This is a genomic window from Erysipelotrichaceae bacterium 66202529 (assembly GCA_017161075.1).
Lineage (GTDB): Bacteria > Bacillota_I > Bacilli_A > Erysipelotrichales > Erysipelotrichaceae > Clostridium_AQ.
In genome coordinates, this window is sequence record CP046174.1 from 4,384,767 (window position 1) to 4,398,569 (window position 13,803).

Here is a 13,803-nt window from a genome sequence, read left to right on the forward strand (position 1 = left end):
TCCATATCATATGAATGATCCGTTTGCCCCGAAACATGAAATAGATAGCAGCTATTCAGCAGGTGTTTTTATTCGTTCTTTAGGAAGAGGCTGGTCTTGTGGTATTTCGTTTTGCGTTTCTGTTTCCTGATTCTTTTCCTGTTCAGCTTCAGCTTCCTTCACAAAGAAGTCCTTTTGTAATATAAATTCCGGACGTTTTAGTTTTTTATTATCCATGAAATCCGAGCCCTCCTTTTTTCATATCCATGCTCTTTAAATAGAGATTTCATATAACTGATCAATCTTCCCTGTTTCCATATTTTTTCTGAAATACGTAGAAGACTGCAAGCGGTATCCTGTTCTATAGCCAATAGATACGGATTTATCAACAATGCTTTGATTTACAGTGTAATATACATAATCTCCTTGAACATCCACATTTTGTATATCGGTAAGGTTGGTATCTGTAGACTGGCGGGTATATTCTTTCCCGTTTGTTAAGAGCTTTATCTTTTTATTATGTGTATACAGCCATACATTACCATTAGCATCCAGAAACGGCTGATTCAATTTACCTCCATCCATGATATTTCCATTCTCATATACAGTAAAATTCACAGGTGCTCCATCCAGCAGCTTAAAATCCGATCCATCTGTTTTTACACTGGCAAGCTGTCCGCCCTGATATGCCGCAATACTGCCGGCGTAGATACCATAAGAGAAATATACGGTTTCCTGTATTGTCTGTACACAGTTGATATACAAGGGGGAAGATATGCTATCAAGCAGCTGCAAAGTTTCTTTCTGAATATCCGCAAGCTGGTGACGGTTTGTTCCATCTGTTTTTATAGAATACAGCATGATATGTTCTCTTGTATCCTCAGGATGTGCAGTAAAATATACGGTATCACCGTCTGCGTATAAAAAGAGGGCATCTGTCTCCAACTGCTGTATGTTCTCTGTAACGGTATCCATAACATAGAGCTTGGTACCTTGACTGTCTGATAAAATAAGCTGATTGCCATTTACTGCATTCACCTCGTAATTCCCATATACATGCAAATCCTTCCCCTGCATGTTTATTGAAAATAATTCCTTTTCCTGTTTCTCCTTGCTGTTATTTCGATACAGGAACAGGCGATTCTGTATGATCCATATATTTCCATACCCATTCCCTTTATATATGACAGTTTTCTTGCCGTCTGCATCCGTTTTCGTAAGCGTATTATCCTTGCAGCTGATATATTGATAATGTGCATAAAGTGCCTTATTATTCAGGCTGTCCTTTGTATATTCCCAGGCATATACAGCATTGTTATACGATGGATGAGCAGACCCGTATTCATCAAAGCCTGTTCGTATGTACTTATGCATATTGAGGATCTGTGGCATATTTACTGCACCTTCACCTTCATAAATTGCTTTGCTTTCTTTTGGTATGAAGTCTGAAAGCTGTTCGGCATATGAATACAGCAGCTTATAATATATTGCAGAATATTTCTGTGGTATCTCTGCAGCTTTCCTATAGGTTTCTCTTGCCGCTTCATATTCCTTATTATTTAATAATGCGTCTCCCTGTTCAACAAGCGTTTGAAATGGCTTCTCTTTCTCAGCAGTAGAAGTGGTTCCGGTATTGGTTTTACAGCCGCTGACAGCAACAAGCACAAGAAGGACAACACGCAGGGATCTTGATTTTCCTTTTCTCTGAATATGATATGTCTGCATACTATCGCCTCGGTTCTCTTACGCTATCGTTTTAGCAAAGGATCTTGATTTACTTTAGACTAACTCACGACTTTACTCACGACTTTACTCACGACTTAATTATACCCTCATATATCGTTTTAGCAAATATTTAAAAACTTATCACTTCATAATTTTACATACTTATCATAGAAATAAAAAAATGGAGATACTATGACCTTATGTCAGTAGAATCCCCATCTTCTATATCCCCTATTTTTTTACATATTTTATAATAGCTTTTTCAATTCGTAAAGTACATATTCAATACATTATATTAAATAGTTTATCAAACTATTTAGATATGAAAAGACTATCTTTCTTCATTAAAATTTTTCAATTAGCTTATACTTTTTATATTTTTTTAATATGTGATATGATCCAGAATCTTCTTGATATAGGCAATCGCAATACCATAATTTGTCATCGGCACACCTTCCTGCTTCGCCTGTTCCACTCTGGAAAGAACATATTTTTTATTAAACATGCAGGCACCGCAATGAATAATCAAATCATACTTCTTTACATCCTTTGGAAAATCTGTACCACTGACAATTTCTATCTGTAAACCATCCCCATACCTTTTCTTCAGCATAGCGGGTATTTTTACCCTGCCGATATCCTCTGTGAGAGGGGCATGGGTACAGGCTTCGGCAATGAGAACCCTGCTAGTGGAATGCAATGTGTCGATTGCTTTGGCACTTTCAATAAAATACTGAATGTCTCCCTTATATTTCGCAAAAAGAACAGAAAAGGATGTCAGCAGGCTTTCCTCCGGCTTTTTTTCATATACCAGGGAAAACACCTGTGAATCTGTGATAATCAGCTTTGGCGGCTTTGCCAGTGTGGATAATGCAGCATCCAGTGTATCACTTGTACAGCTCTGTACAATACATTTATGATCCAGCAAATCGCGGATTGTCTGTACCTGCGGCAGAATCAGCCTGCCCTTTGGAGCCTGTATATCCTGTGGCATAACAAGAAGCACCAAATCATGTGGTGATACCAGATGTCCTGTTATCGTCTCCTGTGTCAGCTCACAAGGTAATAAACGTATTAAGGCCTGCCGTATTGTTTCTGTTATTTGATCCCTTGCGGCATCCAGAACAAGTACATCATTTCCAATTTTACGTTTTATCCGCTGTAAGCTTTTTTCAACCTGTGCCATATCCCTGTTATCTTTATTCCAGATACATAAAACAGGAATCTTTTTTTCTTTGAGAGCATCATACCATTCCATTTCCCAGGAAATATCAGGATCACGGAACACCAGAATCGCCATATCTGTTTTCTGTGTAATCTCCTTTGTTTTTTCAACACGCAGCGCTCCAAGCTCCCCTTCATCATCGAAGCCTGCTGTATCATAAAACACAACAGGGCCCAGACCGTGTAACTCCATTGCTTTTATAACCGGATCGGTAGTCGTTCCCGCAATCGGAGATACCGTTGATATTTTCTGCCCGGTTATTGCATTTAACAGTGTGGATTTCCCGCTGTTTCGCTTTCCGAATATTCCTATATGCAGCCGTACTGCATTCGGTGTTTCATTCAAACTCATAATCAGAACCGGAAATCCCGTTTTCCTTCATCAATGGAATGAAGATATGATGCACAGGTTTCTCTTGCCTTTTCATTTGGGATATTGTCTAATTCCTGTTCAATCGTACTGCTGCCAAGTGCCTTTGTCTCCTCACTGGCATAATCATCCAGATATTCCCGAAGGGTAAGCAAAGCATTTGGATGACAACAATTTGCAATCTGTCCGGATTTTACCAGGCTCATGAAACGGTCTCCAGTTCTTCCTTCCCGATAGCAGGCTGTACAAAAGCTTGGAATATAGCCCAGCCTGAGCAGCCAGTTTACCACCTCATCGAGTGTACGGTTATCACTAACGTCAAACTGCGCACTGTTATCCTCCTCTTTTTCCGGTACTGCATAGCCTCCGACACTGGTTGAGGATGCCCCGGAAATCTGTGAAATTCCCAAATCAAGTACCTTTTCCCGTGTTTTCTGAGATTCCCTGGTGGAAATAATCATACCGGTATATGGTACAGCGATACGCAGCACGGCAACGATCTTCGTGAAGATTTCATCACTGATTGCATTTGAAAATTCATCAGGATCAATATCATCAGCCGGACAGATTCTTGGTACACTGATGGTATGCGGCCCCACACCATGAACCGCTTCCAGATGCTCAGCATGCATCAGCAAGCCTACAAAATCATAGCGATACATATTTAAACCAAACAGCACGCCGCAGCCTACATCATCAATTCCACCCTCCATTGCACGATCCATGGCCTCTGTATGATAGGCATAATTCGCTTTTGGCCCGTTGGGATGCAGTTGTTCATAGGACTCCTTGTTATAGGTTTCCTGAAAAAGGATATATGTACCGATACCAGCCTCCTTCAGCTTTCGGTAATTCTCAACACTCGTAGCTGCTATGTTCACATTCACTCGGCGGATTGCGCCGTTTTTATGCTTGATATCATAAATAGTCCGGATACTTTCCAAAACATACTCAATCGGAGAATGAACAGGATCCTCTCCGGTTTCCAAAGCAAGCCGTTTATGTCCCATATCCTGCAGAGCAATGACCTCCTGACGAATTTCCTCCTGACTTAGTTTTTTCCTTCGTATATGTTTATTCTTATAATGGTAGGGACAGTATACACAGCCATTCACACAATAATTAGACAGATACAGCGGTGCAAACATAACGATACGGTTCCCGTACAGCTTCTGCTTGATCTGTTTCGCCAGTGCAAACATTTTTTCATTTTCCTTTGGCAAATCGCATTCCAGTAAAACCGCTGCTTCCCTGTGTGTCAGACCCTTGCAGTCTTTTGCACGCTCAATCAGAGCGCTGATCAGCTCCTCATTATGCTTATTCTCCTGTGCATAGCGTAAAGTTTCTTTGATTTCCTCGTCGTCAATAAATTCCGTAGCCTTTAATGAATGTTTATTGTACATATCCGTTTTTCCTCTATCTTTCTTATACTGTCGCCACGATCTGTCACAAGCTCATACCCGATACTCCGCATACGATTGGATAAACACACTCTGCATTCGGCTGCTTCATCCCCGGTGCAGATTTTATTGTCATACAGCATATATTTCTTTCTCACAGCTACCGGACTCAGATTTGGCATAACCACATTGGCTCCAGCCAGAATCCCCTGCTCTCTTCCTTTCGGATGTATGGTTCCCAGTGCAGTCGTTGCAGGAAGAAGTACATCAGGAAGAATCAGTCGGATAATGGAGAGAAGTGTCAGCGTCAGTGTGTAGCTTCCCGGCTTCTCATTACGAAACGGCGTATCATGATGGGGAAGAAAGGGGCCGATTCCTACCATTTCCGGCTGCAGCTCCTTCATAAAATGCAAATCCTCTATGATATGCTGTAGCTTCTGTGACGGTGAACCTACCATAATTCCGCAGCCTGTTTGAAAGCCGATGGATTTTAAATTCCACAGACATTGCTTACGGTGTGCAATCGTAAGCTCCTGCGGATGCAGACAGCGGTAATGCTTTTCATTGCTTGTTTCATGCCGCAGCAGATAACGGTCAGCTCCTGCATCATAAAACCGCTGATAGCTTTCTTTATCCTTTTCCCCCAGAGAAAGTGTCAAAGCACAATCCGGATATTTGGATTTTATGGTTACAATGATATCTGTCAGGATATCGTCTGTATAAAACCCATCCTCCCCGGACTGTAACACAAAAGTACGAAAGCCAAGTCTATAGCCTTCCTCGCAGCAGGACAGAATATCTTCCTTTTCCAAACGGTAACGCTGTGCCTGAGCATTACTGCGCCGGATACCGCAATAGTAGCAGTCATTTTTGCAGTAGTTACTAAACTCTATCAATCCTCTGGTATACACCTTGTTTCCGTAATAGCGCTGTGCTGTTCTTCTGGCAAATTCTGCAAGCAGCTTACGCAGCTTTTCATCCTCATGATTGCTTAGCAGCTTTAAAAATTCCGCATCCTGAAGCCATCCGGTGCGGTACAGCTTTTCAATCAATACACGAAAATCATCCATCTGCATTCTCCATCACATTGGAATATAATGCTTTTGTACTCACACCCTCCAGCTTGCCTAGCTTCCCTGATAATGCAGAAATTACAGGCTGCGGAGCATCCATAATAATACTGATTACAGAAATTTTTCTTTTCTGATACGGAACCCCCATACGTCCGATAATGTACTGTGCATATTCATGCAGTATGGAATTGATCTTCTCAGCCGATTCTGTGTTTTCAACAATAATACCAATAACAGCAACTCTTGTTTCCATAATATCCTCCTGATATAAAAAAATTCTTGTCCATTGAAAAAACAAGAATACAGTAAAATAATTTGCATTCCCGTCTTTTTCCTCAGGCTGTTCCTTTAGAAGCAGATCGTCAGCGAACATGTTTGATGTTTACGGTCAGTATACTTTCCGCTCACTTCAACACCTTGATTATACCATCTTGTTTATTTATTCACAAGCAATATGTATTTAATAAAAATCCAATAGCTACAGGAATCTCATCCAAAGCTCTAATGTTCTCCAATAACTTCTGATGCCGGATAACAATACAGAAAAAAAGATCATATAGAAACAGCACCTTCTCTATACGACCTTCTATTGAAATGATAAGTTTCAGCTTATTTTTTCGAATTTCTTCCTGTGTAAACATTCACCGCCACTGCTGTTAAATGACAGATACCGGTAATACGTACTGTGTTATCCGGCATGGCGATTCCAAGCCAGTGCATACATAATATACAGATACAAATCAGCAAACCTACACAGCTGCAGCGATATAATTTTTTCATATCAGTTATCCATACGGTGCTTTTTATACATAAATATGAATGCAGCTGCCCCCAAAAGCGTCCATGCAATGATTACCACAAAGCCGGATAAAAATTCTCCTGACAATATACTTTGTCCCTGAACGGCTGCATCAATCATATCGGACATCGAAGTAGTTGGTACAAACTTTGCTAGTCTCGCTACAGTATTATTCATATCGTTAAACATCGGTGGAATTAGAAACAATACCATAAGCGGTGTTGATAAAGTTCCTGTGGACATTTGATCCTTGCTTATAATTCCAATAACTGAACCAAACAGCAATACGGATATGGAGGTTATGGTTGTTATGAGCAGGAACGGAAGCAGAGCATGCACTGGTGCTGCCGTTACAAAAAATATAAACACATTAACCAGCTCCATCATACATAAAATCACCAGCACCTTTGACATCAGATATTCCAGGGCACTTACATCACTCAGCATCAGTACACGAAGTGTGTGCTTTTCCTTTTCCTCAGCAACCATCATCGCCAGACCGGTCAGCGGTAATGCGGACAGATTAACAATTTCACACAGACGCAGGATAAAGCCCTCCATTCCTTCCTTTTGCATCACATCCGCAAACATGAATTGATACAAGGCACAAAAGCCCACCGGCAGCAAAATCAAAATGATGACATTTTTATTACTGAACATCATATGAATATCTTTTTTCATCAATACAAGCAATGTATGAAGTCTCAGTTTCATTATAAATTCCTCCCTGTGAGATCAAGAAATATCGTTTTCAAATCTGGCTCTACCGATGCGATTCTTGCGACATCACCATCCATTTCCTGCATTGTTTTCCATATACTTTGTTTATCCCTCTTTGTATAATACTCCTTACCGGTATCTGAGAGAATTACCACTTCATTTACCGAATGCTTTAGTTTTAAGGTATCCGGATTATCACATTCCACGATGCTTCCCTCATGTAAAAATGCAACACGGTCACATAGCAAATCCGCTTCATACATATTATGCGTCGTAAGAAAAATCGTCGTACCATCCTTCTTTAATTCCGTAATAATATCATACACAGCTTCACTCGTTGCAGGATCCAAGGCACTTGTGGGTTCATCCAGAAATAAAATATCCGGCTTATGCAAAATAGTTCTTGAAAAAAGCAGTCTTTGTTTCATACCGCGTGACAGATCTCGTGCCTTTTTCCTTCTATCATCCCACAGCCTGGTTTTCTTTAATATATTCTCAATCTGTTCATGTGGTATTTTTTTTAAATCAGCAAATATTTTCAGATTATCATATACTGACATTTTTTCATACATCCCACTATTATCCGATAACACACCGATGTGGTCATAAAGCGCATCGCCTAAGTCTGTTATCTCTTTTCCAAAAATACGAATGCTGCCCTGATCCTGTTTCAGCTGCTTTGTCAGAAGCTTAATGGTAGTTGTTTTCCCTGCTCCGCTTGGCCCGAGAAATCCAAAAATTTCTCCCTTATATATTTGAACAGAAACATCCTTTAACGCTTTTGTACTGCCAAAGTGAATGGAAACATTCTCCATTGATACAATTTGTTCTTTCATCCTCATACTCCTTTCAACTGCCCCCAGTATAATAAAAATTCAACTGCTTTTCGATAAAAAACCAAAAACCCTTTAAATATCGTGCTTTTTCGAGGTAAATGTAGGAATAACACACGAATAACCTATACTTTACTACATTTAATTACTGTTAATAACGCTTATTTTGATTATCTGTTTATCAAATAATCCTGTAAATCATTCCGAATTGATGTCATATTCTCTACACCATTTCCTGTGATTTCATGGTTGATGATTACCAATAGAGATTGAAGAATCATTTTGTTTGACAATTCAATCTCTTTTAAACGTTTATTATCATTATCGAGAAACTCCGAATGCTCGTCCACTTTAGATTTCAAATCATCACTAGGTTTTTTAATCTCTTTTACAATTTTTATAACGCCCCAAACTGCTACGATTAGAGAGCATATACCCATGATTTGATAAGAAGTTATTTCAAACTCTATCATTTACTTGTCCTTTACATTTGGTGCAGGATTACTATATTCAAGTGCTCTGGCGCTATCTGATACACCATTAGTTGTTGGATCTACGACAATACCCAAAATAGACAGCACGGCAAATAATGCATTTACAACAGCTAATAGTTTATTGCCGAGATCTCCAAGCTCTAGCTTATATCCAAATACCGCAGCTACTACTTGTGCCAGCAGCAGTGATGCCGGAATAATTGATACCCAAAAAGACTTGTTTTGAAATCTTGTTTTCCAATTAATCATTTGTTTGCTCCTCCTTCTGTTCTTCATCCAGATTTATCATGAAAGATATGGCATTAAAATCCATTACGGATATACGTATACCGTCAAGATTTTCGAAGTCAATCATATCAATTTCAATATCTTCTTCAATATCCAGAATTTCATTGAAGTCTTTAAGGAATTTTGCTTTAGCTTCTTTATCATCTTTTTTAATTTCATGATTTTCATCACCGTATTTTTCAATCAGTTCATTCCGTCTTTCTATAATAAAATTTAATACTTTATTTAGTGCGTCACAGTTTTTTTTCAATGCATACATTGTTCGAATCGGAAGATCTTCTTTATGTAATTTATTTAGTGCCTCGGATGCGTTTAATATAATCCCATTCTTCAATTTCATTTGCTATCTCCAATTAAAGCTTCCTGCTCCAAATATGCTTCATCTTCGAATGCCGCTTCAAGTCTTCTAATCTCTGTCCGGTTGTCCTTGATTATTTTGGTAACACCATCTTCATTTGTTGGATACGCAGAAATACTTATTTTTTCTGGTTCAGAGCTATCGATTTTAATATCCTGAACTCTAACTATTTTTCCATCTACAGAAATACGATTCTGTAATACGATTTTTTTATTCTTCTCAGTCGTTATGCTTGGCATGTTTTTACCTCCAATTCGCCATTTATATAGGAATTTAATTTAGATTGTAATATTTCAATTTCTAATCTCGATTGTGATAATTGTATCTTTAAATCTGATATTTCTCTATCTTGATCATTTAGCATAGTTTGATACCTTAGTAAGTCTTTTTTCACAGTTACATCCAATTCTTGCACCGCCTTAGAAATATATGGTATGACAACTTCTGGATTTATTGCCAATGTCCCACCTAGATTTTCGACGAGTTGCGGATCTATTTCTTGCAAATTCTGTGCTATATAACCTATTGACCTTTTAAATCCCGACTTTTTAAAGACGAAGGATTCATGTTTGAATCTCCTTATCGCATCAATTCCGCATACACCAGTGTCCATAATATTCGCTTTAAGTTTAGCATCAGACACCCACGATGTTTTACAATAATAATCCGAGCCTGTGACATCTTCGTATTGCAAATAATCTGTACTGGAATCAGGATGTCCGTGATATATCTGCCTAATGTTTCGGAATCCCCCGCCAGTAACATTAGAAACTACCACATAACCTTTTCCGTTTCTAGGCTGCACCGGAAAGTTTGATGATCCTAAAAATATATGTCGCTCCGTCCAACCGGATGGGTTAAGACCAAAATTAAGTGTATACCATGTGGCACCATTATCGCCGTTGATATCCGTTTGTCCTAAAGACAGGAATTTTGCACTGGTATCCGCCGAAAGTAATATACCTCTACTAGTACTACTGCTGTAAGCTGAGGCTACACCGCCGCAATGGTTGCTGCTAATGAACAGATCCATACGCCCATTGCCGATCACTACTTTTGTATTTTCAGTACCGAGGCTTGTGAATGATCCCGTCAATGTTGTATTTGTTGCATATAACTTACCCGAATGAGTTACTCGAAAAGGTGCAGTGCCATCACAAGCCTGTGTTTGACTGCCGGCATAGAACGCCCACGTACCTGCACTTTGCATTGCTGTATATTTCCCATTGTTCTCTGCAGACAGTCTTGCGGTTCCGATATCAAATCCACCTATCTTGCCAGAGTTAGCGGTTATTTCCCCCGTCAAAACTAAATTGCCACTGGTGTCACCATACAGCACTCTGTTCCCTGTGTTGTTATAGATGGACAACGCTCCATTATTTACTCGTAATCCATTAGAATTTATCACAACACTGGTATTTCCAGCTATTTCAGATTGCGCCGGAGCCCAATAAGATGAATCGATTGCTGAATTAGATTCACAAAGAAAGGGGCGGTTAAATGATATCCTACCTTTGAAATCACGACCATAAAGATATACTCTAACATATTCAACCACCTTGTCTTCTACTTCTACAAATCGACCAATACGGACCCATTTATTAGATACATCTCTTATAGATGCCGAACCTGTAGTTCCATCAGAATAATAAATATTTACGATATATGACCCAGCCGGATTCGTTGGTCCAGCTACGTAATCAGCATTCATGCAAAACTCTGTTGACATATAGAAGCCTTTTACCTTACGCCCGATATCAATACGCCGATTCCAGCTACTACTTGCTGTTGCACCGAAAGCAGTGGAATTAAGCCATAGTGCACGCCCGGTACTACTACCCCAAGTGGTTATTCTTCCGGCTGTACAATTTTCTGATAACGAAGATGTCCAACCATTTGAGTCGTGCGTAAAATCTGAATTTTCGATAAGATTAGTTCTGTTGTAAGAATTCTTAATATCTACTGCTAAACTATCTACCTTTTGTGTAATCGTTGAGCTCATGCTATTTACAGTGTCCTTCGTAGCGTATGTATTACTTACCGTTGCTTCGAATCCATCGACATCTGTTATCAACATATTTAATTTACTCATAGTTTCTGTGGATGTAGATTCTACCGATGTTAGTTTAAGAGACAGTACATCAATTGAAGACTCAAGTTGTGATTGTTTACTTATTACTCCCTCTAATGTAGAAGTATGACTACCTATTATACTATTTATTCCAGATACAGTTTGAGTAAGACTGCTGAAACTGCTCTGCAGCTCTATCACATCTCCGTGCGCACTAGTAACATCAGTTATCAATGAAGAAATCTTTCCCTGTTCAATAGATAAATTTGTACTTAATTTAGAAATATCTCCAATCATCGTGTTATAAACAACCGATAATGTCTGATTAGTGCCATCGACTAGTATATGACTTGATTTAATCGTTTCGGTTCCGTCATTAATTTCTTTAATAAGAGAAGTGATATCTATCTTCTCACCAGCAATGTTTGCATTATCAGCCACCATACTATCTACTATGATTGGTCTCTGAATCCCATTATCTGTTATGCCCTTTGCGTCAAACATCAGCTTACCGTTTGTATCCCATACATACAAATTATAATCATTAGTTGCATCTTTACCAATCTGTACTCTAATTCTGGTTGAATCACTTATCTGTATGGTATTATCCGTCCAAGTAGACTTCCCATCATTAGAATGCACAGTTAATTTCGAAGTGTTAATATCGATACCGGTGATTTTCTCAAAGGCAAGACTTTCAATCATAGCACTTTTTATTAATGAATTCTCTATAGTAGTGTTTTGAGCATTAAGGACAATCGTATCAGTGCTTCCAGCTATAACGTTTCCAGCAAATAGGTCATTAATTCTTCCGACACTACTTTCTAAAATGCCAACTTTACCACTTATCGCATTAAGGTCCACTATTGTCGCATATCTGATATCAGCTATCTCGGTATCTAATTTTTTCGATTTTATATATTCGATATCTGCTTCTGCAGCAGTAACTTTACCGTTTATGATAACAGAGTCTGCTTCTAATTCCTCTATAAAAGCACTGTTTGCGGTTAATTTATCTTTTATCAATACGGTATCGGTTATTAAGTCATTAATTCGTGCTCTTTCCGCGTCAAGTTCTGTAGTACTAACTTTGCTGGCAATAATTATATCGAATTCAGAAATTTTATTACCTATTTCTTTTACGTCTCCATCTTGAGCCGATGGTGAAGATATATTACCAGTTACTATTGCCGAATGGTTTTTAATCATCACCGTTACACGCTCTCCGTTTTTCACAACAGTAGTAGAAGAAGCTGGTGTTAACAGATCAGAACCATCTAGTTGAACATATAGAGATGATCCTTGCTTTACGATAGTGCCATATATGGTTGTTTCTTTTTTACTTTTATCATCAATGGTAGTTGTTTTCACAAATTGTGATATTAGGTCATTAGATAACTTCATAACAAATCCCCCCATAACTTTGTCGTAAATACAGCCGTTTCGTTAACTATGCATCCTTGTTCGCATGGTATTGATTGATTGATAACTCTTGCTTTTATATCAGTAATGCCAGCTCTTTTGTAATTGAGTCGAACACAATCGCCAACTCTTACTGGGCAGTATCCATGCGAATATGATAAAGTGTATTCTACAGAGGATAATTCTCTCAGGAGCCTTTCGGCATATTCCTGTATTTGATTATTCGTTGGGTCGCCAATTAAATCTGGATCAGTTTCTCTATGAATGATTTCACGACCTCGATTGACAGTAGACAAGGGACTATTTGGATCATCATTAACGACTCTTGAATAATAATTATCTCTTCCTTTAGAATAAACGACTTCAACTACGTTTGGGATACCGTATATGTCATGGTCCATATCAATATCTGGAAGTAGAATGGAACTATTGTCGTCGTTATATGTCCATACTGGTTGCAATGATTCAACATCCTGCTTTGGGGCGAACAGCACCCTGCCCATCTCATCAAGATCAAAAGCATGTTTTGCGTTCGCGATCAAGTCTTTAATATAAGTCAGCCAAGTATCATTGACGTCTGCTACAAAGTCACTGTATAGTTTTTCACCAGAAATAGCGGTTATTACAGGAGCTCGCATCTTGTCACGTATGATTCTATAGGCTGCGCTCATAATATTCTCTCCCTTCGGTAACGAATAACCAAGAGGTGGAGGGCTTTCTTTTAGTTCTAATAAAGGTGTATAGGCATCCATACTTACGTTACGCACTTTGCCGTTGAAACTTGATGACGGGGTCTGTACAAGATATGTCCCTAAAGGAAACTTTTCTCGAATTCCATTTTGAATGGTTATCATATAAACCCTTATATATGCTTCTCCAACCGATTCCGTAATATCTATAGTGGCAGAACCAAGTGTATCAGAATCGGAATCTCGATTTATAGTACAAGATTTCACATTATCAAGTTTTCTCATATCTCGCCATGAACTAGGGTCAACTATGTAATACTCAAAAGTTTGTTCCATTGATTCTAACCAATCAGGCATA

Annotated in this window: 15 protein-coding genes; all 15 read right to left on the reverse strand. The window is 38.8% G+C overall.

Annotation, left to right across the window (positions count from 1 at the left end; translation table 11 throughout):
• Positions 1-51: 51 nt before the first annotated feature.
• On the reverse strand, positions 52-216 hold the full coding sequence (locus tag GKZ87_20720; GenBank protein ID QSI27752.1) for a hypothetical protein: 165 nt from the start codon (positions 214-216) through the stop codon (positions 52-54).
• Between the two features lie 36 nt (positions 217-252).
• Entirely contained in the window at positions 253-1,371 is a 1,119-nt protein-coding gene (locus GKZ87_20725; protein QSI28035.1) for a hypothetical protein, read from the reverse strand.
• A 715-nt stretch (positions 1,372-2,086) separates the two neighbouring features.
• Positions 2,087-3,280: a [FeFe] hydrogenase H-cluster maturation GTPase HydF gene (gene hydF, locus GKZ87_20730; protein ID QSI27753.1), complete on the reverse strand. Its 1,194-nt coding sequence runs from the start codon at positions 3,278-3,280 to the stop codon at positions 2,087-2,089.
• A gap of 2 nt (positions 3,281-3,282) precedes the next feature.
• A complete protein-coding gene (gene hydG / locus GKZ87_20735; GenBank protein QSI27754.1) occupies positions 3,283-4,701 on the reverse strand; it encodes a [FeFe] hydrogenase H-cluster radical SAM maturase HydG in 1,419 nt (472 codons plus the stop codon).
• Positions 4,680-5,768 carry a [FeFe] hydrogenase H-cluster radical SAM maturase HydE gene (gene hydE / locus GKZ87_20740; protein ID QSI27755.1) on the reverse strand — a complete coding sequence of 363 codons (1,089 nt, stop codon included), beginning with the start codon at positions 5,766-5,768 and terminating at the stop codon, positions 4,680-4,682. Before hydE ends, hydG begins: the two co-directional genes overlap by 22 nt.
• Positions 5,761-6,024: an iron-only hydrogenase system regulator gene (locus tag GKZ87_20745; GenBank protein ID QSI27756.1), complete on the reverse strand. Its 264-nt coding sequence runs from the start codon at positions 6,022-6,024 to the stop codon at positions 5,761-5,763. The genes hydE and GKZ87_20745 overlap by 8 nt, the downstream gene beginning before the upstream one ends.
• A gap of 356 nt (positions 6,025-6,380) precedes the next feature.
• Positions 6,381-6,551: a hypothetical protein gene (locus GKZ87_20750; protein ID QSI27757.1), complete on the reverse strand. Its 171-nt coding sequence runs from the start codon at positions 6,549-6,551 to the stop codon at positions 6,381-6,383.
• A gap of 1 nt (position 6,552) precedes the next feature.
• Positions 6,553-7,284, reverse strand: coding sequence for an ABC transporter permease (locus GKZ87_20755; protein QSI27758.1), 732 nt, complete (start codon positions 7,282-7,284; stop codon positions 6,553-6,555).
• On the reverse strand, positions 7,284-8,126 hold the full coding sequence (locus GKZ87_20760; GenBank protein QSI27759.1) for an ATP-binding cassette domain-containing protein: 843 nt from the start codon (positions 8,124-8,126) through the stop codon (positions 7,284-7,286). The genes GKZ87_20755 and GKZ87_20760 overlap by 1 nt, the downstream gene beginning before the upstream one ends.
• 167 nt (positions 8,127-8,293) lie before the next feature.
• The gene (locus tag GKZ87_20765; protein ID QSI27760.1) at positions 8,294-8,596 is read right to left on the reverse strand and encodes a hypothetical protein; all 303 of its coding nucleotides are present in this window, start codon (positions 8,594-8,596) and stop codon (positions 8,294-8,296) included.
• On the reverse strand, positions 8,597-8,866 hold the full coding sequence (locus tag GKZ87_20770) for a phage holin (GenBank protein QSI27761.1): 270 nt from the start codon (positions 8,864-8,866) through the stop codon (positions 8,597-8,599). It abuts the gene before it with no gap.
• Positions 8,859-9,245 (reverse strand): hypothetical protein, encoded by a 387-nt coding sequence (locus tag GKZ87_20775; GenBank protein ID QSI27762.1) that lies wholly within the window; start codon positions 9,243-9,245, stop codon positions 8,859-8,861. Before GKZ87_20775 ends, GKZ87_20770 begins: the two co-directional genes overlap by 8 nt.
• Complete coding sequence (locus GKZ87_20780; GenBank protein ID QSI27763.1) at positions 9,242-9,502, reverse strand: hypothetical protein; 261 nt, start codon at positions 9,500-9,502, stop codon at positions 9,242-9,244. Before GKZ87_20780 ends, GKZ87_20775 begins: the two co-directional genes overlap by 4 nt.
• Positions 9,490-12,753 (reverse strand): hypothetical protein, encoded by a 3,264-nt coding sequence (locus GKZ87_20785; protein ID QSI27764.1) that lies wholly within the window; start codon positions 12,751-12,753, stop codon positions 9,490-9,492. Before GKZ87_20785 ends, GKZ87_20780 begins: the two co-directional genes overlap by 13 nt.
• A complete protein-coding gene (locus GKZ87_20790; GenBank protein ID QSI27765.1) occupies positions 12,735-13,802 on the reverse strand; it encodes a hypothetical protein in 1,068 nt (355 codons plus the stop codon). Before GKZ87_20790 ends, GKZ87_20785 begins: the two co-directional genes overlap by 19 nt.
• Position 13,803: the final 1 nt, after the last annotated feature.

What these genes read in the sequence shown, in the direction of transcription:
- GKZ87_20745 (QSI27756.1), bottom strand. Translation starts at nt 6,024, where the DNA reads ATGGAAACAAGAGTTGCTGTTATTGGTATTATTGTTGAAAACACAGAA.
- GKZ87_20760 (QSI27759.1), bottom strand. Translation starts at nt 8,126, where the DNA reads ATGAAAGAACAAATTGTATCAATGGAGAATGTTTCCATTCACTTTGGC.
- GKZ87_20790 (QSI27765.1), bottom strand. Translation starts at nt 13,802, where the DNA reads ATGCCTGATTGGTTAGAATCAATGGAACAAACTTTTGAGTATTACATA.
- hydF (QSI27753.1), bottom strand. Translation starts at nt 3,280, where the DNA reads ATGAGTTTGAATGAAACACCGAATGCAGTACGGCTGCATATAGGAATA.
- GKZ87_20775 (QSI27762.1), bottom strand. Translation starts at nt 9,245, where the DNA reads ATGAAATTGAAGAATGGGATTATATTAAACGCATCCGAGGCACTAAAT.
- hydE (QSI27755.1), bottom strand. Translation starts at nt 5,768, where the DNA reads ATGGATGATTTTCGTGTATTGATTGAAAAGCTGTACCGCACCGGATGG.
- GKZ87_20750 (QSI27757.1), bottom strand. Translation starts at nt 6,551, where the DNA reads ATGAAAAAATTATATCGCTGCAGCTGTGTAGGTTTGCTGATTTGTATC.
- GKZ87_20785 (QSI27764.1), bottom strand. Translation starts at nt 12,753, where the DNA reads ATGGGGGGATTTGTTATGAAGTTATCTAATGACCTAATATCACAATTT.
- GKZ87_20770 (QSI27761.1), bottom strand. Translation starts at nt 8,866, where the DNA reads ATGATTAATTGGAAAACAAGATTTCAAAACAAGTCTTTTTGGGTATCA.
- hydG (QSI27754.1), bottom strand. Translation starts at nt 4,701, where the DNA reads ATGTACAATAAACATTCATTAAAGGCTACGGAATTTATTGACGACGAG.
- GKZ87_20780 (QSI27763.1), bottom strand. Translation starts at nt 9,502, where the DNA reads ATGCCAAGCATAACGACTGAGAAGAATAAAAAAATCGTATTACAGAAT.
- GKZ87_20720 (QSI27752.1), bottom strand. Translation starts at nt 216, where the DNA reads ATGGATAATAAAAAACTAAAACGTCCGGAATTTATATTACAAAAGGAC.
- GKZ87_20755 (QSI27758.1), bottom strand. Translation starts at nt 7,284, where the DNA reads ATGAAACTGAGACTTCATACATTGCTTGTATTGATGAAAAAAGATATT.
- GKZ87_20725 (QSI28035.1), bottom strand. Translation starts at nt 1,371, where the DNA reads ATGCCACAGATCCTCAATATGCATAAGTACATACGAACAGGCTTTGAT.
- GKZ87_20765 (QSI27760.1), bottom strand. Translation starts at nt 8,596, where the DNA reads ATGATAGAGTTTGAAATAACTTCTTATCAAATCATGGGTATATGCTCT.